The following is an 18,651-nucleotide window of genomic DNA, read 5'->3' on the forward strand; positions in this document are numbered from 1 at the left end:
GCCTTCACTCGGCATCCCGGGTTTCCTCGGGGCGCCGGGGCCGCACCTGGATGTCGGGCCGCAGGTCTTCCTGCGGTTGGCGGGCCGGCATCGGCGCGGCTGCGGCGGTGTCGGCAGGAAGTGCCCCGGGCAGCCACTTCATGTCGCGCTTGCGCCACGTCGCGTATTGGGCCTGCACCTTGGCCATCGGAACCTCGAAGCGGTCCCAGTCGACGCCCGGCGCGCTGACCCAGATCCGGCGGATATGGGTGTCGGTGACGATGTCGTAGTCCCAGGTCAGCTCGCAATGGGTGGGATCGCCGATCAGGCCCAGGGTCGCCGAATCCTGGGTGAAGAACGCGGTCCGCCGCGGGGTGGTCGGTTCCATCTCGTTGTGGTGGATCATCATGTGCGTCTTGCCGCGGCTGTTGATCTCGGGCCAGCGGTAGGGCTTGACGACCGTGTGTCCGGGTGGATGCATGCCGCGGGTGCTCAGCCACACATCGGTGCCCGCCGCGACGGCGGCCGCAACATATGTGCCGCGCCCGAGCCCTTGCATCACGGTTCGCAGATGTGCGGAGTGCCGGGCCGACAAGGCGTTCCAGTCATCGACGGCGGCCAGCAGCATCGCCCCCACCCCGACCGCCACCTGGTTGAGCAGCCGTCGGGCCTCCTTGCGGGAGACCGGACGGTCGGGTGTGTTGGGTTGATCCATCGGAGCTGTCACGACCCCGCCTTTCAGCCGAAAACCTTGCATAGAATCGTGCGGACCGGGGTAAAGTTTGAGGCCGGAAGACACGCCGATCGCATACGGAGCAGCCGGTCTGCAGGCGTCACGGGCTGGAGTTGCGCTATCGTCACACCAGCCACACACGCCCCACGTCCGTTAGTGGGCGTGAACTGGGAAAACGCAGATCAAACGGTGTTTCTGCGCGAATTCGCGGCGGCGGCGGGCTAGTGTCGAAAGACAGCACCGAGACGGTTGGGGAGGCGATCTGTGACGGCACCGGACCCGTACGACGACGCGGCGAACAGCGTGATGGTGCAGTTGACCCGGTTGTCGCGTGGGTGGTCGAAAAAGCGCCTGGCCGACGAGGCCGGGGTGTCGGCCTCGCACGTCAGCAGGGTCGAGGCGGGGCTGCTGCCCCTGGCAGGGAAGGCCTTGCTCGACTACGCGCAGGCCATGGAATGCCGCCCGGAAGCGCTGTGCGTGCCCTTCACCCGGTCCCCGGCCCAGGGCAGCCACTTCCGGGCCAACCTGAGTGCGGCCGAGTGGAAGCGTGACCGCGTGTGGGCGCGCGCGAATCTTGTCGCGATGCGGATCGGCCGCCTGGTGTCCCGCGCCGACATCAACCCCAAGCTTGCGCTTCCCGATCTCGACCCGGCCGACTACGCCTCCGAGCTCGGAGAGATCACCGTCGCCCAGGTTCTGCGCCGCCTGTGGCGCGTCGCCGGCCCGATCCGCTCGATGACCGAATTGCTCGAAGCCGCAGGGGTGTTCGTTGTGGTCGATGGTTTCCTCGACGACGAGATCGACGCGGTGACCCTGCGAGCAAGCGAGTATCACCCGCACCTGGTGTACGTCAACGCGGCCCGGCCGCCCGACCGCATGCGGATGACGCTGGCCCACGAACTCGGCCACCTGGTCATGGATGCGATGACGCTGGTCAGCCCCGCCGAGGCCGAGCGGCGGGCCAACAGTTTCGCCGCCGAGTTCCTCGCCCCCATCGCCGACATCGGCTTTGACTTGGACCGCGTGTCAGTGCGGGCCGTGCATGAACTCGATGAGCTGCGCCTCACCTGGGGTGTGAGCGCGTCGTCGCTGGTCGTGCGGGCCCGCGAGCGAGGTGTGCTCTCCGACTACCAGTACCGCTCGATGTTCCGGCTGCTCAACGAGACCGGCCGCATGTATGGCCCCCGCCCCGGCGTGGCCGAGGAGATGCCCCGTCTCGTCGGCGACGTACTCGGCCAACTCGCGGCCGGCGGCTACACCGCCAGTGAACTCGACGACATTACGCTGCTCACCGGCGCGCAACGCGGCGCGCTCTTCGGCGTAAGCGACAGGCCCGGCGCCCGGCACCTCACGATGGTCTAAACACCGGGCGCGATCGTGGGCTGGAATCGCACCCCGGTCCGCGACGAGCAGTGGAAAGCGCCGGTCCACTGGACCAAGCAGGGGCAAGCCCTTGAGCAGGACCACGCCGCAGGCGGCCGCCGATGCCGTGTGGTGAACGACAGTGGTGGTGCGCTCGGACGGGTCGTCCTGCGGCGCAGATACCTGCGTATCTACGCCGAACTGCGGTGGCAGACCAACAACAAAGAATGCAGCACGTACCTCTGCCAGGTATCAGGCAAGAGCCGAAGCGCAAACCTGGCGGCCGCCTGGCGGCGAGCGCACAGTCTCGGCCTGACCGCTGCCGGCCGTGACGCAAAGGCGTGATAAGTCATCGGCAAACACCACACCTTGCTGACCTCCTCGCCTGGCTGGTTACGCGATGGATGATGCCGGTGGTCAACGCGATATCGCGGAGGCGGCTACTTCGGCCACCGGATCATGGTCCCGGCCTGGCTGTGCCAGTGGTTTGGTGCGCCCGGCCCGGACACCGTTGGCGATGACGACGATTTCGGCGAGTTCGTGCACCGCGACGACCGCGGCCAGGCCGAGCACACCGGTGAGGGCGAGCGGGATGAGCACTGCGATCAATCCCAGTGAGAGGCCGACGTTTTGGAGCATGATGCGCCGGGCTCGCCGCGCGTGGGCCAGGGCCTGGGTGAGGTGGCGCAGGTCTTCACCCATGAGGGCGACGTCGGCGGTTTCGATGGCCACGTCGGTGCCCATCGCACCCATCGCGATCCCCAAATCGGCGGTGGCCAGAGCGGGGGCGTCATTGACGCCATCACCGACCATGGCCGTCGAGGAGCGTTGGCGCAGTTGACCGATCAGCGCCGCCTTGTCTTCGGGCCGCAGATCGGCATGCACCGTATCGATCCCCACCTGGCGGGCCAGGGCTTGGGCGGTCGCTTGGTTGTCGCCGGTGAGCATGGCGACCTGATAGCCGCCGCGGCGCAGGTGTTCGACGACCTGGGCGGCTTCGGGCCGCAGTTCGTCGCGCACCGCGACCGCCCCAATGACCTGACCGTTGTCTTCGACCAGCACGGCGGTGGCGCCGGCGGCCTGCATGGCCGCGACGTGTTCGGACAAGGGTCCGGGGTCGAGCCAGCCGGGGCGCCCGAGCCGTAGCCGGTGGCCGTCACGGTGGCCGAGCAGTCCGGCCCCGGTCACCGCCTCCACATCCTCAGCTGGTTGGACCGGCCCCTCGGTGGCGGCGAGAATCGCTGCAGCCAGCGGGTGTTCGCTGCGGGCCTCCAACGCCGCCGCCACATCTAACACGTGGTCGCGGCTGTTGCCGTTGGTGGTGGCGACGTCGATGACGGTGGGCTGGTTGGCGGTCAGGGTGCCGGTCTTGTCTAGCGCGACGGTGCGCACCGCGCCGAGGGCTTCCAGCGCGGCGCCGCCTTTGACGAGGACGCCGAGCTTGGAGGCGGCGCCGATCGCGGCGACGACGGTGACCGGCACCGAGATGGCCAGCGCGCACGGGGAGGCGGCCACCAGCACGACCAGGGCACGTTCAATCCACACCAGCGGATCACCCAACACGGAACCGATGGCGGCGATCAGCGCGGCCGCGACCATGATCGCCGGAACAAGCGGTTTGGCGATGCGGTCGGCCAGGCGCTGGCTGGCGCCCTTGCGGGACTGCTCAGCCTCCACGATCGCCACGATGCGGGCCAACGAGTTATCAGCAGCGCTGGAGGTGACCTCGACTTCGAGCACCCCGGTGCCGTTGATCGATCCGGCGAACACATCACTGCCGGGTCCGGCCTCCACCGGAACGGATTCGCCGGTGATGGCCGAGACATCCAGTGCGGTGCGCCCCGAGGTGATGGTGCCGTCGGTCGCGACCCGTTCGCCGGGCTTGACCAGCATCCGGTCACCGACCCGCAACTCCGCTGGCGGGATGGTGATTTCGGCGCCGTCGCGCAGGACGGTGGCCTCGTCGGGCACCAGCGCCAACAACGCGCGCAGTCCCCGGCGGGTCCGGGCCAGTGAGTATTCTTCGAGGCCCTCGCTGATGGAGAACAGGAACGCCAGCATGGCGGCTTCGCCGACCTCGCCGAGGATCACCGCGCCGATGGCAGCGATCGTCATCAGCGTGCCGACCCCGATCTTGCCTTGCGCTAACCGGCGCAGCGTCGAGGGTACGAACGTGTAGGCCCCGATCGCCAACGCCAGCGCATACAGGCCGATTTCGACCACATGGGGGCCGCCGGACCAGCCGACCGCATAGCCGGCCAGCAGCACCACCCCCGCGGCTGCGGCCGCGCGTAGTTCGGTGATCTCCCAGAGCCGTTCGGGTTCCTGCTCGCCTTCGTTGCGGTCGTCGCTGCCGCAGCCGCACGCCTCGCTCATCGCGCTACCTTCCGTTCAGTCGGGTGGCCGTAGTTGGGGCACAAGGCGACGGCGTTGCCGGTCGCCTCCAACACCGCCTCGGCCTCGCGAAACATGTCCAGCAGTTCCGGCCGGGCCAGCCGATACACCGAGGCGCGGCCCTGGGGCCGGAAATCCACCAGCCCACAGTCGCGCAGGCACGCCAGATGCGACGACACCGTCGATTGCGCCAATCCCAACTCACCGGTCAGATCCACCACCCGAGCCTCACCACCAGCTAGGCGGCGGGCGATCGCCAACCGGGTGGGATCGGACAGACTGTGAAACAACGCCACCGCCCCCGCCAACTCGTCGCGCGATGCACTCGGCGGCGCAGCACCCATACTTTTCATCGACATATCGCGATGATAGCCTACAACATAGATTGATCGGAATTAGTCGATGACAGCGCTTGCGATTGATGAAGGCTGAGGTGGCGCGGTGAAGCTCAACACCATCGAACGGGCAGCGATGAACAACCCGATTCGGGCTGCCCATCAACACCATCGGGAAGCCGCATGGTTTCGCCGCCTCGCCGGTGGCGACCTCACCGGCCAGGACGTACTCGAGACCGGCTGCGGACGAGGTGTCGGCTCCGAAGTCATCCTCGACCGGCTCCAGGCCCGCCACGTCACCGCATTCGACCTCGACGACACCATGGTCGAGCTCGCCCGCAAACGCCTCCATCACAGGCCCGTATCCCTGTCAGTCGGCGATGTCTGCGACATCCATCAGCCGACCGCCAGCCACGACACCGTCGTTGACTTCGGCATCATCCACCACGTCCCGCACTGGCAGCTGGCCGTCGCCGAGATCGCCCGAGTGTTGCGCCCCGGTGGGCTGCTGTTGTTCGAGGAAGTTCCACGCCGCATGCTCGACACCTGGGCGTTCCGCACATTCACCGTGCACCCACGCGAAAACCGCTTCGAGTCAGACGAATTCGCCGCTGAACTGGCCCGCCACGGCCTGCACGGCACCGCCCGCATCGAACACCACCTTCGCGGGCTCCTCTTCATCGGGGCCGCCCGAAAGATCTGACCTGCCACCCCCGCGACCACGAAAGCCGACCACGATGTCCGCGATGTACGCCATCATCGCCTTGCTCCTCGTCGCGGCTTTCTGGCTGCTCGACGGCTACGTGCGAGCCCGTATTCAACGCCATCGCACCGGCGACAGCGGCATCCGCATCCCTCGCACACCCAAACAGTGGTGGGCCCGAGGAACCCTGGCCTCCGGCATGCTGCTGCCCGGCATCGCCGCCCCCATCGCCGAACTGCTGGGCCTGCAGCCAGTGCCACTGTTGGACCACGGGCCCAGCCGCGTCGCCGGCATCATGCTCGCCGCACTGGGCGTGTTCGCCGCGTTCGGCGCCCAACGCGCAATGGGATCTTCGTGGCGCACCACTGTCGACCCCACCGAACGCCCGCCACTGGTCACCACCGGCATTTTCGCGATCGTGCGCAACCCCATCTACACGTCGATCAACGTCATGGTTATCGGACTAACCTTTGCGGTTCCCAACGGTATTGCACTCGCCGGCGTCGTGATGATCATCATCGGTAGTCAACTGCAGGTCCGCCTGATCGAAGAGCCCTACCTCACCGCCACCCACGGCCAGGCCTACCGCGACTACTGTGAGGCTGTCGACCGGTTCCTGCCCGGCATCGGGCGGATCAGACGGGCGTAGTGTCACCGCCGGCCGTACCGACCAAAGGTGGAGCCACGGGGAATCGAACCCCGATTTGAGCCTTGCAAAGGCCCCGTTCTACCGTTGAACTATGGCCCCGTCATGGATATGACCGTGGCGGTATCACCGCTGGTCACACCCACTTTCATCTACCTCTCCTAGAGATAACCGGCGAACCCCTGACACCCGCCTTGCAAAGGCGGTGCTCTACCAACTGAGCTAAGGCCCCTCTGGTTTGTCAGGCACGTCGCCAGGGGTGACATCGGGCGCCACGTGCCAGACCTCGACGTCGCGGCGCGATCGAACCACCGCCGCCGCGCCGAGGGCGGCGGCCGCTGCCAGGGGCAGCGTGAACTTCACACGACGTTTTGACGGGCACATGATCGTGGGCCTAGGAGGACTCGAACCTCCGACCTCTTCGTTATCAGCGAAGCGCTCTAACCGCCTGAGCTATAGGCCCGTACTGCCAGTACGGCCGAGCGACGAGATTACCGCACGGGCCGCCTGACTCCCAAAACGTCCCCAATTAATCCCGGTCGGCCAGCGTCACTTCGATCCCGCCGATCAGGTCGGTCGTCAGGTTGTAGACAAAGGCGGCGATGGTGGCCATCGCCGTCATCAGCACGATGTTGACCAGACCGATCAGCACGGCCCCGCCGAAAATCGTTCCGCTCGAGACGAGTTCGCCGCTGCTGCCGCTGGTGTTGTTCAGCAGATCGCCGACGTTGCTGTTCAGCTTCGCCCACACGCCCATGCCGCCGAGCACCAGGTAGAGGAACGCGACCGCGATCATCCACACGAAGAACAGGGCCACCGACAGCAGCAGCGATACCTTCAGCGTGCTCCACGGGTCGATGCGCCGGATCTGCATGCTGGCCCGCACCGGCCCGCGGCCACGGCGGGAACCCACCGCGACCGCCCGCGACTCCCGCGCCTCGCCACTGGCCGGGCGCGCGGTGGACGTCGAGGGTGTCTCAGCGGGCCGTTCCGGTTTGCGTGGCGTGGCCCGCGGGATCGGACCGGAGAGATCCGGCAGTTCGCTGGCATACGCCTCGGCCGGTGAGTTTTCGCTGCGCACGGCTGGGACCTCCGCCTGTGGGCCGGGCGTCGGCGACGACGTCCCGGAGATGAAACGGTTCAGCCGAGCTTCCGAGCTGGTCTGCGTCCGCACGTCGGTGGGCGGGTCGGCCGCCGGGCGGGACCCGGTCTGCGACCCGGCGCGGGTGGCGCCGCGCTGCCAGGGCGGCGAGTCTGCGCCCTCCGGAAGGCGGCCGGGACCGGTCGCCGCCCGGTGCGCACCGGCACGTTCGCCCAGCCCGTCCCCGTTCGGGTTGTCACCCTGACTGGGGCCGCCCGGCTCGTTCGGTGAACTCACCCCGACTCCTTACATGTCTGCTCAGGTAGCTGAGTCTATGCCGGGATCGCCACGTGCCGACCCCCCGCCCGGTCAGGCGCCCGACTCCTCGCCCTCCACCTCGGCGTCGGCGCTCTCCTCGGCGTTGCGCGCGATGGCCAGCAAGGTGTCACCCTCGCCGAGATTCATCAGCCGAACACCCTTGGTCTGCCGCCCGGCCTTGCGGACCTGCTTGGCCGTGGTCCGGATGACTCCGCCGACGGAGGTGATCGCGTAGAGCTCGCTCTCGTCGTCGACGATCAGCGCCCCGACCAGCCGGCCACGCCGCCGGTCGTACATGATCGTCAGCACGCCCTTGCCGCCACGGCCCTGCACCGGATACTCCTCGATCCCGGTGCGCTTGGCGTAGCCGCCGGCGGTGGCGACCAGCAGGTAGGTCCCCTCCCGCACCACGTTCAAAGACAGCAGCCGGTCGTCGGCGTTGAACCGCATGCCCTGCACGCCGGAGGTGGCGCGGCCCATCGGCCGCAGCGCCTCGTCGGTCGCCGAGAACCGGATGGACTGGCCGTTGGCAGACACCAGCAGCAGGTCGTCGTCGGCCGAGCACAGCACCGCACCCACCAGTTCGTCGCCATCGCGCAGGTTGACGGCCACGATGCCGCCGGAACGGTTGGAGTCGAAGTCGGTCAACTTCGACTTCTTCACCAGTCCGTTGCGGGTGGCCAGCACCAGATACGGCGCATCCTCGTAACTCTTGATCTGGATGACCTGGGCGATGCGCTCCTCGGGCTGGAAGGCCAGCAGGTTCGCGACGTGCTGACCGCGGGCGGTACGCAAGGCCTCCGGCAGTTCGTACGCCTTGGCCCGGTAGACCCGGCCCTGGGTGGTGAAGAACAGGATCCAGTCATGGGTGGAGCACACGAAGAAGTGCCGCACGATGTCGTCCTGCTTGAGCCCGGCGCCCTGCACGCCCTTGCCGCCGCGCTTCTGGCTGCGGTACAGGTCGGTCTTGGTGCGCTTGGCATAGCCGGTCTCGGTGATGGTGACGACGACGTCCTCGCGGGCGATCAGGTCCTCGTCGCTGACATCCCCGTCGGCCGCGATGATCCGGGTACGACGGTCGTCGCCGTGCTTCTCCACGATCTCGCCGAGTTCGTCGCGCACGATGCCGCGCTGACGTTCCGGTTTGGCGAGAATGTCTTCCAGGTCCGCGATTTCGGCTTCGATCTTGGCCAGGTCATCAACGATGCGCTGACGCTCCAGAGCCGCCAACCGCCGCAGCTGCATGTCCAGGATCGCCTGGGCCTGGATCTCGTCGATGTCGAGCAACTCGATCAGGCCCTGGCGGGCGATATCGACGGTTTGCGACGCGCGGATCAACGCGATCACCTCGTCGAGCGCGTCGAGTGCCTTGACCAGACCACGCAGAATGTGGGCCCGCTCGTTGGCTTTTCGCAGCCGGTAGGTGGTGCGCCGGACGATCACGTCGAGTTGGTGCTCGACGTAGTAACGAATCATCTGGTCCAGCCGCAGGGTGCGTGGCACCCCGTCGACGATGGACAGCATGTTGGCACCGAAGCTGGTCTGCAGCTGGGTGTGCTTGTAGAGGTTGTTCAGCACCACTTTGGCCACGGCGTCGCGCTTGATCTCGACGACGATGCGCAACCCGACCCGGTCGCTGGACTGGTCTTCGATGTTGGAGATTCCGGCCAGCCGGCCGTCGCGGACCTGTTCGGCGATCGAGGTGATGAAGTTGTCGTGGTTGACCTGATACGGCAACTCGGTGATCACCAGCGAGGTGCGGCCGCGCGAATCCTCTTCCACCTCAACGACTCCGCGCATCCGGATGGACCCGCGGCCGGTCTTATAGGCATCGGAGATGCCTTGTGATCCGACGATCAGACCGGAGGTGGGGAAGTCGGGACCCTTGACCCGCTCCATCACTGCGGCGAGCGTCGCCTCTTCGTCGGCGTCGTAGTTTTCCAGGCACCAGAAAACCGCCTCGGCCAGCTCGCGCAGGTTGTGCGGCGGGATGTTGGTGGCCATGCCGACGGCGATGCCCCCGGACCCGTTAGCCAGCAGGTTGGGGAACCGGCTGGGCAGAACGGTCGGCTCCTGCACCCGGCCGTCGTAGTTGGGGATGAAATCGACTGTCTCCTCGTCGATTTCGCGCAGCATCTCCATGGCCAACGGGGTGAGCCTGGCCTCGGTGTTGTGGCTCACGAATCCATTGGTCAGGAACGCGTGATCATCGGTGACCACCCGCAGGCTGTACACCGACTGCACGCCCGCCTCCGTGACGGAGGCGACTTTTGCGTAGTAGAAGCGGCCGTCGGTGAGATCGGTCGCGATGGCTCGCACGTCAGGATCGGCGATATGCGAGAGGATCTCGTTGCCACGGGTGCGCCAACGCTGGATCCGATCGACGTTGTGTCGATTCAACCAGTCCCGGTCAGCCCAGGTGCCACCCGCGTGCTGGCGAATGAACACGGCCAGGCCTGGAACATGGTCGTTGTCCCTGCCCGCACATGTAGGCATCGACTCAAGGATTGCCGCCAGCTTGCTCTGCTTGGCGCCACCGAAACCTACTTCGGTCGCGAACATCTCGGCTTGGGCGCGGTTGGTGATGACGACCTTGTACTCACCGGTCGCATGAAGGTACCTGCGCGACACGATGCCGAATTCAAGCAGCATCTGCTGCACGTCCATTGCCAGCTGCATGCTGCGCGTGGAATAAGAGATTTGAATCGTGTTGAGTGGCAGGGCAGAGCAGGATCCATCGCCTTCGAACAACGCCTGCAGGAATGCCCGTTTGACCGCGGCGGCGGAGTGCCACAGCCACTGTGGCACGCACTTGTCGGCCGAGCGCTGCCCACAGAGCTGACCCAACCGTGATTCTTTCAGCGCCGAAACATTATGGATGTCAAGCTCATTGAGCATGGAGCCCGACGCAATCGTGCGTTGAGATAGGTACCGCTTACCGCCGACGACCGCATCGTAGGCCGCAACCACCATATTGAAGTAGTCACGGTCGACGTTGTTGAATCCCGCTCGGGATTCGGACACGAACCCTTCACTGATGAAGGCTCCCAGTAGGAGAGCTTCCATCGTGTCGTGCCACTCCGCCGGGCCGAACTCCATCGGCGGCGTGCGCTGCAAGACGACGTGGTCATCCGGGCCGATTTCCTGGATCAACTTCCACAGCAGCGTCGGAACGCCACCGACGTTAACCAGGCACAGCAGCGGGTGATTGGCGGTGCCGGTTACTTCGTAGCCCTCCGCGGTGCACACCTTGTATGTCTGGTGGGAGCCCGAGTGGAACAAACGATCGGCCGCGACCAGATTCCCGTGCCTATCGAGGACCTTGAGTTCGACCGGGTTGTCGGAGTTCGGTTCAGCTCCCGGGACTAGGTCCGCAATCCGAGCTGACTGCCCAAACGGCAGCCGAACCAACGCATCACCGGTGACGCAGTACCTCATCGCGGCTGGTGGGTCATTACCCGGCGAACCGAAGTTCCCCTGTCCGTCCACCAGCGGGTAGCGCAGCGACCACGGCTGCGCCATGCGCACCAGGGTGTCGTAGATCGACGCGTCGCCGTGCGGGTGGTAGTTACCCATCGTCTCGGCGACCGAACGCGCCGACTTGGCGTGGCTGCGATCCGGCCGGAAACCGCTGTCGTACATGGCATACAGCACGCGGCGGTGCACCGGCTTGAGCCCGTCGCGGACTTCCGGCAGGGCGCGGCCCACGATCACGCTCATCGCGTAGTCGATGTAGCTGCGCTGCATCTCCTGCTGAATGTCGACCGGCTCGATCCGGTCTACCCCACCGTCACCTGGAGGCAGCGTTGTGTCAGTCATAGATTCCTCGCCTGCTGGTTGAAACGCGGACCGGGGTCAAACTTCGTCAGACATCTAGGAAGCGAACGTCTTTGGCATTACGCGTGATGAAGCTGCGGCGCGCCTCGACGTCCTCACCCATCAGGATGGAGAACAGTTCGTCGGCCGCGGCGGCGTCATCGAGCGTCACCTGCCGCAGCACCCGGACCGTCGGGTCCATGGTGGTTTCCCACAGTTCCTTGGCATCCATCTCGCCCAGACCTTTGTAGCGCTGGATGCCATCTTCTTTGTTGATCTTCTTACCGGACTTCAAACCCGCTTCCAGGAGACCGTCGCGTTCCCGGTCGGAGTAGGCGAATTCGGGCTCGATGCGCTGCCACTTCAGCTTGTACAGCGGCGGCTGCGCCAGGAACACGTGGCCGTGCTCGAGCAGTGGGCGCATGAACCGGAACAACAACGTGAGCAGCAGCGTCGAAATGTGTTGTCCGTCAACGTCGGCGTCGGCCATAAGGACGATCTTGTGATAGCGCAGTTTGGTGATGTCGAACTCGTCGTGAATGCCGGTGCCCAGTGCGGTGATGATGGCCTGGACTTCGGTGTTCTTCAGCACCCGGTCGATACGGGCCTTCTCGACGTTGATGATCTTGCCGCGCAAAGGCAGAATCGCCTGGAACATCGAGTCGCGGCCGCTCTTGGCCGAGCCGCCGGCCGAGTCACCTTCCACCACATACAGTTCGGACTTGCGGGGGTCGGTCGAGCGGCAGTCGGCGAGCTTGCCGGGCAGACCACCGAGATCGGTGGCGCTCTTGCGCCGCACCAGTTCCCGGGCCTTGCGTGCGGCGATCCGCGCCTGCGCGGACGATACCGCTTTGTTCACAACGGTTTTGGCTTCGGAGGGGTTGGCTTCGAACCAATGTGTGAGCTGCTCGTTGCACACCTTCTGCACGAACGACTTGACCTCGGTGTTGCCCAGCTTGGTCTTGGTCTGACCCTCGAACTGCGGTTCGGCGACCTTCACGGAGATCACCGCGGCCAGCCCCTCGCGGATGTCGTCACCGGTGAGGTTCGGGTCCTTCTCCTTGAGCAGCTTCTTGTCTTTGGCGTACTTGTTCACCACCGAGGTCAAAGCGCTGCGGAAGCCTTCTTCGTGCGTGCCGCCCTCGTGGGTGTTGATCGTGTTGGCGAAGGTGTGCACCGACTCGGAGTAGCCGCCGTTCCACTGCATCGCGATCTCGACCTCATGGCCGGTGCCCTTGCCTTCGAAGTCGATCACGCTCTGCTGGATCGGGCTCTTGGTCCGGTTGATGTGCTTGACGAAGTCCACCAGGCCACCGGGGTAGTGGAACGTGCGCTGCTTGACCTTGTGCGGAGCCTTGGATTCGGCCGCCTTCTCTTCGGCGGACTTTGGTGCCTCGGCGGTGTCGCTGACGACCTCGTCGACGACCTCGTCCTGCTCTACCCGCTCGTCGGTGAGATTGATGGTCAGGCCCTTGTTCAGGAATGCCATCTCCTGCAGCCGGCGCGCCACCGTCTCGAAGTCGTATTCGGTGGTTTCGAAGATCTCCGGGTCCGCCCAGAACCGGATCGTAGTTCCGGTCTTCCTGGTCGCCTCGCCCTGCTTGAGAGTGCCGGGCACGGCGCGTTCGTAATACTGCGACCATTCGTGGCCGTCGCGTTTGATGTCGACTTCCAGGCGCGTGGACAGCGCGTTGACGACGGAGACACCCACGCCGTGCAGACCACCACTGACGGTGTAGCCACTGTTTTCGCCGCCGAATTTTCCGCCGGCGTGCAGTTGGGTCATGACCACGTCGACGGTGGGTGCGCCGGTGGCGTGCATGGCCACCGGGATGCCACGGCCGTCGTCGGCGACCTCGACACTGCCGTCGTCGAGCAACCGCACGTCCACCTTAGTGGCGTAGCCGGCCATCGCCTCGTCGACTGAGTTATCGACCACCTCCCAGATGAGGTGGTGTAAACCACGCTCCCCGGTGGAGCCGATATACATGCCCGGACGTTTGCGGACAGCCTCCAGTCCCTCCAGGACGGTGATGGCTGAAGCGCCGTATTCGTTCTGTGCCTTCTTCTTCGGGGCAGCCACGGTCGGAATGCTCTCCTTGGGGTTGCATGCGAGCGGTCTAGTCACCGCAGCGGTCGCATGGGCCTACTCTACCGTGAAGCACCGTCAGCACCGATTTTGTGGGCGCGTTTCCGCCCATCTGATTGCGCCGTGCGCTCAATTTCTTCGCTGTAGCCGCGTCCCGACGTTCCAGATAAGCGTTCGTCAATTTCTGGCGGCTCTGAGACGGCTGTGGTTTGTGTCCCGTTCACCCGGCCCAACCACCCTAGCCGTAGGTGTCGCGCGGGCCACGCCCGGCGATGTGACGGGGGCCTTTCCGCCACGACGGCGCGGTCGGCCCGGTGATTTTCAGCGAGGTCACCACACCGTTGCCGACGGCGGCGGCAATCTTGGCCAACAGTTGCGCCTGCATGAGGCGCAGCTGCGTGGCCCAGGCCGTGGATTCGGCCGTGACGCTGAGCACCCCGTCAGTAAGTGCCACCGGAGTGGCGTGCTCGGCGATCTGCGCGCCGACCACCGAAGTCCAATGACCGAACACGGTGCCCTCGGCGACCTGCGTGGTCCAGCCCTGCTGCTTGGCGAGGTCACGGGCGAGCCTGCCCAACGGCTGCGGGTCCCGCGGATCAGGTCCCGGTCCCGACCAGCTGCGCCGGCCGCCGGCCCCGCGCCGGCGGGGCAGGGGAGCGGCACGTCCCCTCCCGGCGTCCTGGCCACGTTCGCGGGCCGCCGCGCGAGCCTCCTCCAGGGTCCGCCGCACCAGATCGAGCCCGCGCTGGTTGACCTCGTCCTGCTGGTCCTCGGTCATTCCCGCACCTCCGACACCGGCCCGATCTCACGCTCGCGCAATTCCACGTGGACCCGCCGCGCCTCCCACCCGTCGGGAATGTCTTCCGGGACCGCGGCGGTCACCAGGACCTGCTCGGCAGATTCGGCGACCGAGGCCAGCGCGCGGCGCCGTTTGACGTCCAGTTCCGCGAATACGTCGTCCAGCAACAACACCGGGTCGCTTCCCTCGGCGCGCAGTAGTTCGTATGCCGCCAGCCGCAGCGCCACCGCGAATGACCACGATTCACCATGGCTGGCAAAGCCTTTGGCGGGCTGGTCACCCAGGCGCAGTTCCACGTCATCACGGTGTGGGCCGACCAGGCAGACACCGCGCTCCAATTCCGCGGTGCGGCGAGCCGCTAAGGCACTGAGCAGAACTGCCTCCAACGACTGCGGATCGGCCGCCGCCACCGGCACCACCGCGTCCGTGCTGGCGCGGTACCCAATCGCCGCCGGACGTGATTCGGGTGCCAACAGCTGATACGCCTTTTCCACCTCCGGCGCCAGCTGGTTCACCAGGTCGATACGGGCTGCCATCAGCGCCGCACCGTGCTCGGCCAGCCTGCTGTCCCACACCTCGAGGGTGTCCAGTGCGCCCTGGTCACCGCGGAAGCTGGCCCCCGACAGGGATTTCAGCAGCGCGGTGCGCTGCCGCAGCACCTTGTCATAGTCCGCGCGCACCCCGGCCAGCACGGGCCGGCGTACCGTCGCCAGATCATCCAGATAGCGGCGCCGCTCCGCCGGGTCGCCGCGCACCAGCGCCAGGTCCTCCGGCGCGAACAACACCGCCCGAAGCACACCGACTATCTCCCGGGTACTGCGCACCGGCGACCGGTTCAACCGGGCCTTGTTCGCCCGGCCGGCGGCGATCTCGAGGTCGACCGCACACTCGCGACCCTCGTTGACCACGATCGTCGACACCACCGCACGATCCGCGCCGGCGCGGATCAACGGCGCGTCGGTACCCACCCGGTGTGAGCCGAGCGTCGTCGAATACCAGAGCGCCTCAACAAGATTCGTCTTCCCGAAGCCGTTTCGGCCGACGAATACGGTGCGGCCGGGCTCCAGGTCGAGGTCGGCACGGGCCCACGACCGGAAATCCCGCAAAGCCAAATGCCGGACGTACACGGCCCTACCGATCAGCCGGGCAGCCGCACCGGCATCAGCAGGTACACGTAATCCGTGGGCACCGCCGCGAACGGGCCACTACCGCTGGGCACCGAGTCGTCGGCCGACGCGGGGCGCAGCAACGCGGGCTTGCCCGGCGTGGTAAATCCGAACGACACCCGCTCAGAGTGCAGCGATCCGAGTCCGTCGGTGAGATAAGTCGGGTTGAAGGCGATGGTCAACGGTTCACCCGCGTAGTCCACCGCGAGGTCCTCCTCGGCCCGCCCCACATCGTCGGCGCCAGCGGACAGTCGCAGCATCCCGTCGGCGAATTCCATCCGGATCTGTGCTCCGCGGTCGGCCACCAGCGCCACCAGCTTGATCGCCTCGGTCAACTCGGCCACGTTGATGGTCGCGACCGCGGTGTGTTCGGCGGGCAGCAGCTGACGGAACTTCGGAAATTCCGCGTCGAGCAACCGGGTGGTGCTGCGCTTGCCGTTCCCGGTGATGCCCAGCAGGCCGTCCTTGCCCACACCCGCTCCGGCGCCCAGCGACAGCCGGACCTCCGAACCGTCGGCGCCGGCCTTGGCCGCCTCGGCCAAGGTCTTGGCGGGCACCAGCACCGACGCCTCGATGTCCGGCGACAGCGCTGACCAGGTCAGCTCGCGCACCGCCAGGCGGAACCTGTCAGTGGCCGCCAAAACCACCGTCTCGCCGGAGATCTCGACCCGGATACCGGTCAGCATGGGCAGCGTGTCATCGCGGCCGGCGGCGATCGCGACCTGCCCGATCGCCTCGGCGAACAGCTCGGCCGGCAATGACCCGGTTTCGTCGGGCAGCGTGGGCAGCGTCGGGTAATCCTCGACGGCCATCGTCGGCAGCGAGAACCGGGCGCTTCCGCAGGTCAGCGCGACACGGTTGCCGTCGACGTAGAAATCCACCGGCTTGTTGGGCAGCGCCCTGGTGATGTCGGACAACAGCCGCCCGGATACCAAAACGCTTCCCGGTGAGGCGATTTCGGCGGCAACCTGCACCTCGGCGGAAACTTCGTAGTCGAATCCGGAAATCGTCAGGCCGTCGTCGGTCCCGGTGAGCAACACCCCGGAGAGCACCGGGACGGTCGGCCGGGACGGGAGGTTCTTGGCTACCCACGACACCGCTTCGGCGAAGGACTCCCGGACCAAACGAAACTTCAAATCGGTGACAGCCCGTGTTGTAGCCGCGTCCATTGCGTCCCTTCACCTAACGTGACGTCCAAATCCGTGCCCAGCTCCCCCGCCGGCGTTGGGGACCCTCCGTGACGAACGCCGCTGACGAAGTGATTCGCCAGGACGGCCGCAACAGCAGTCGAACAACAACCGTAGAGCTTATGAGTCCAACTTGAAAGCTAATCGTCGGCAGGGACAAGGCGCTTGCGGGGATGCTCTGCGCATCCGTCCGTACGGATGTCCCCAGGCGTGTTCTTCAAAGAAGAAATGACGAAGAGATCTCAATATCAGTATTAAGGGCTGTGCAATCTGGGGACAGGACGGCCTTGCCCCAGCTTGGGGCCGGATGGGGCTGTGGATTGCTGGGGACGGGCCTGTGTGATCCGCGGTGCACCGTTGGGGACGAATCACCGATGTGCACCAAAAGGCCGGTGCTGCACTCCAGTTTGACCGGGTTGTGCACAGGGCTACCCACACCGCGGAGCTGATGCGGGTGTGACTCGAGGTAGAGAAGTTTTTTGCAGAAAATGTGGCGAGGACCGCAATTTCAGCGCTTGGAGCGCTGCCGGATGCGGGTGGTGAGCTCTTTGACGTTGTCGAAGATCTCGCGGCGCTCGGCCATCTCGTTGCGGATCTTGCGTTCGGCGTACATCACGGTGGTGTGATCGCGGCCGAAGGCCTGCCCGATCTTGGGCAGGGAGAGGTCGGTGAGTTCCCGGCACAGATACATGGCGATCTGGCGCGACTGGGCGAGCGGGCGGGCCTTGCCCGGGCCGCGCAACTCTTCGACGGTGGTGTCGAAGTACTCGGCGGTGGCCGCCATGATGGTGGCCGCGCTGATCTGCATGCCGCTGGCGTCGGCGATCAGGTCGCGCAACACGATCTCGGCCAGCGACTTGTCGATCGCGGTCTTGTTGAGCGATGCGAATGCGGTGACCCGGATCAGCGCGCCCTCGAGTTCGCGGATGTTGCGTTCGATGCTGCTGGCGATGAGTTCCAGCACATCATCGGGCACGGCCAGGCGTTCGACTTGTGCTTTCTTGCGCAAGATGGCGATGCGCGTCTCGAGGTCCGGCGGCTGCACGTCGGTGATCAGTCCCCACTCGAAACGGGTACGCAACCGGTCTTCCAGGGTGGCAAGTTGCTTGGGCGGCCGGTCGGAGGAGATGACGATCTGCTTGTTGGCGTTGTGCAGGGTGTTGAAGGTATGGAAGAACTCTTCCTGAATACCGTCCTTGCCCTCGATGAACTGGATGTCATCGACCAGCAGCACGTCGACGTCGCGGTAGCTGCGCTTGAACGACACCTTGCGGTCGTCACGCAGCGAGTTGATGAAGTCGTTGGTGAACTCTTCGGTGGAGACGTACTTGACGCGCATCCCGGGAAACAGCCGCTGGGCGTAATTGCCGGCGGCATGCAGCAGGTGGGTTTTGCCCAGGCCGGACTCTCCCCAGATGAACAGGGGGTTGTACGCACGGGCGGGTGCCTCGGCAATCGCGAGGGTGGCGGCGTGGGCGAACCGGTTGGAGGAACCGATGACAAAGGTGTCGAAGGTGTAGCGACGGTTGAGGCTGGTGCCTGACGCGGCCGCGGTGTCGGTGGCCGTCGGGCGCTCGGCAAAGTAGTTCGGCCAGTTGTGCCCTGGTCCCACCACGGTGTCGCCCTGGTCGTCCTCGGTGCCGGGGCGGTCGGGCCGTTCGGAATCTTCGATCGGGGCCGGCATGTCGGGAGAGGAGAGGGCGTCGTCGTCAGCGGGCGGAGGAGCGATGCGGACGCCGAGTTGGATCTGCTGTCCGAGGCGACGGCTGAGCGCGTCGGTGATCGGGGTGCGCAGGTGACGTTCGATCTCGTTTTGCACGAATACGCTCGGCACCGAGAGCAGAGCAAATCCCTCGACGATGGTGAGCGGCCGCACGAGTTTGAGCCATGCCCTTTGCTGCGCGGTCAGGGGGGCGGCGAGAGCGGACCCGTTGCCGGCCTCACCGTTGAGCTCGGAGACGACCGCGTTCCACACTGTGGCGAATCCGGAACCGGGGTCATCGGTCAACGACGCATCTCCCTGGTCCGACGGTCGGAGTACAA

The 18,651-nt window shown here is 66.0% G+C and carries 14 protein-coding genes and 2 tRNA genes; 4 read left to right on the forward strand and 12 right to left on the reverse strand.

Translation table 11 applies throughout. The annotated features are described in order from the left end of the window. Positions 1-4: 4 nt before the first annotated feature. Positions 5-706, reverse strand: coding sequence for a hypothetical protein (locus tag QXK92_RS25790; RefSeq protein ID WP_231752585.1), 702 nt, complete (start codon positions 704-706; stop codon positions 5-7). 270 nt (positions 707-976) lie between these two features. On the opposite strand from QXK92_RS25790, the gene QXK92_RS25795 reads away from it, so the two are divergent. Then, positions 977-2,074, forward strand: a complete 1,098-nt coding sequence (locus QXK92_RS25795; RefSeq protein WP_016895225.1) for an XRE family transcriptional regulator — start codon at positions 977-979, stop codon at positions 2,072-2,074. A 15-nt stretch (positions 2,075-2,089) separates the two neighbouring features. Continuing rightward, entirely contained in the window at positions 2,090-2,419 is a 330-nt protein-coding gene (locus QXK92_RS25800) for a hypothetical protein (protein WP_016895224.1), read from the forward strand. Positions 2,420-2,491: 72 nt separating this feature from the next. Here QXK92_RS25800 and QXK92_RS25805 read toward each other — a convergent pair whose 3' ends face one another. Together QXK92_RS25805 and QXK92_RS25810 are read right to left on the reverse strand one after the other, a co-directional pair. Continuing rightward, on the reverse strand, positions 2,492-4,450 hold the full coding sequence (locus QXK92_RS25805) for a cation-translocating P-type ATPase (RefSeq protein ID WP_016895223.1): 1,959 nt from the start codon (positions 4,448-4,450) through the stop codon (positions 2,492-2,494). After that, positions 4,447-4,827 carry a metalloregulator ArsR/SmtB family transcription factor gene (locus QXK92_RS25810; protein WP_082658790.1) on the reverse strand — a complete coding sequence of 127 codons (381 nt, stop codon included), beginning with the start codon at positions 4,825-4,827 and terminating at the stop codon, positions 4,447-4,449. Before QXK92_RS25810 ends, QXK92_RS25805 begins: the two co-directional genes overlap by 4 nt. Before the next feature lie 82 nt (positions 4,828-4,909). On the opposite strand from QXK92_RS25810, the gene QXK92_RS25815 reads away from it, so the two are divergent. Beyond that, entirely contained in the window at positions 4,910-5,506 is a 597-nt protein-coding gene (locus QXK92_RS25815; RefSeq protein ID WP_016895220.1) for a bifunctional 2-polyprenyl-6-hydroxyphenol methylase/3-demethylubiquinol 3-O-methyltransferase UbiG, read from the forward strand. A gap of 34 nt (positions 5,507-5,540) precedes the next feature. Beyond that, complete coding sequence (locus QXK92_RS25820) at positions 5,541-6,155, forward strand: isoprenylcysteine carboxylmethyltransferase family protein (protein ID WP_016895219.1); 615 nt, start codon at positions 5,541-5,543, stop codon at positions 6,153-6,155. 28 nt (positions 6,156-6,183) lie between these two features. On the opposite strand, the gene QXK92_RS25825 is transcribed toward QXK92_RS25820, so the two are convergent. From QXK92_RS25825 to dnaA, 9 genes are all read right to left on the reverse strand, one after another. Beyond that, positions 6,184-6,254 (reverse strand) — tRNA-Ala (locus QXK92_RS25825). 287 nt (positions 6,255-6,541) lie between these two features. Continuing rightward, positions 6,542-6,615, reverse strand: a tRNA-Ile gene (locus QXK92_RS25830). Between the two features lie 66 nt (positions 6,616-6,681). After that, positions 6,682-7,530: a DUF3566 domain-containing protein gene (locus tag QXK92_RS25835; protein WP_306246523.1), complete on the reverse strand. Its 849-nt coding sequence runs from the start codon at positions 7,528-7,530 to the stop codon at positions 6,682-6,684. A 72-nt stretch (positions 7,531-7,602) separates the two neighbouring features. Further along, entirely contained in the window at positions 7,603-11,370 is a 3,768-nt protein-coding gene (gene gyrA / locus QXK92_RS25840; protein WP_306246525.1) for an intein-containing DNA gyrase subunit A, read from the reverse strand. A 46-nt stretch (positions 11,371-11,416) separates the two neighbouring features. Beyond that, complete coding sequence (gene gyrB / locus QXK92_RS25845; protein ID WP_306246526.1) at positions 11,417-13,450, reverse strand: DNA topoisomerase (ATP-hydrolyzing) subunit B; 2,034 nt, start codon at positions 13,448-13,450, stop codon at positions 11,417-11,419. A gap of 244 nt (positions 13,451-13,694) precedes the next feature. After that, entirely contained in the window at positions 13,695-14,234 is a 540-nt protein-coding gene (locus tag QXK92_RS25850) for a DUF721 family protein (protein WP_306246528.1), read from the reverse strand. Then, positions 14,231-15,382, reverse strand: coding sequence for a DNA replication/repair protein RecF (gene recF, locus QXK92_RS25855; RefSeq protein WP_306246530.1), 1,152 nt, complete (start codon positions 15,380-15,382; stop codon positions 14,231-14,233). The genes QXK92_RS25850 and recF overlap by 4 nt, the downstream gene beginning before the upstream one ends. An 11-nt stretch (positions 15,383-15,393) precedes the next feature. Next, positions 15,394-16,590 (reverse strand): DNA polymerase III subunit beta, encoded by a 1,197-nt coding sequence (gene dnaN, locus QXK92_RS25860; RefSeq protein ID WP_306246532.1) that lies wholly within the window; start codon positions 16,588-16,590, stop codon positions 15,394-15,396. A 526-nt stretch (positions 16,591-17,116) separates the two neighbouring features. Further along, positions 17,117-18,616, reverse strand: a complete 1,500-nt coding sequence (gene dnaA / locus QXK92_RS25865) for a chromosomal replication initiator protein DnaA (protein ID WP_306246534.1) — start codon at positions 18,614-18,616, stop codon at positions 17,117-17,119. Positions 18,617-18,651: the final 35 nt, after the last annotated feature.

Origin of the sequence: Mycobacterium sp. TY815 (genome assembly GCF_030755135.1) — a bacterium.
Classification (GTDB): domain Bacteria; phylum Actinomycetota; class Actinomycetes; order Mycobacteriales; family Mycobacteriaceae; genus Mycobacterium.

Coding starts and splice junctions, on each gene's coding strand:
- QXK92_RS25805 (WP_016895223.1), bottom strand. CDS start 4,450: ATGAGCGAGGCGTGCGGCTGCGGCAGCGACGACCGCAACGAAGGCGAG.
- QXK92_RS25810 (WP_082658790.1), bottom strand. CDS start 4,827: ATGTCGATGAAAAGTATGGGTGCTGCGCCGCCGAGTGCATCGCGCGAC.
- QXK92_RS25820 (WP_016895219.1), top strand. CDS start 5,541: ATGTCCGCGATGTACGCCATCATCGCCTTGCTCCTCGTCGCGGCTTTC.
- gyrA (WP_306246525.1), bottom strand. CDS start 11,370: ATGACTGACACAACGCTGCCTCCAGGTGACGGTGGGGTAGACCGGATC.
- QXK92_RS25850 (WP_306246528.1), bottom strand. CDS start 14,234: ATGACCGAGGACCAGCAGGACGAGGTCAACCAGCGCGGGCTCGATCTG.
- dnaN (WP_306246532.1), bottom strand. CDS start 16,590: ATGGACGCGGCTACAACACGGGCTGTCACCGATTTGAAGTTTCGTTTG.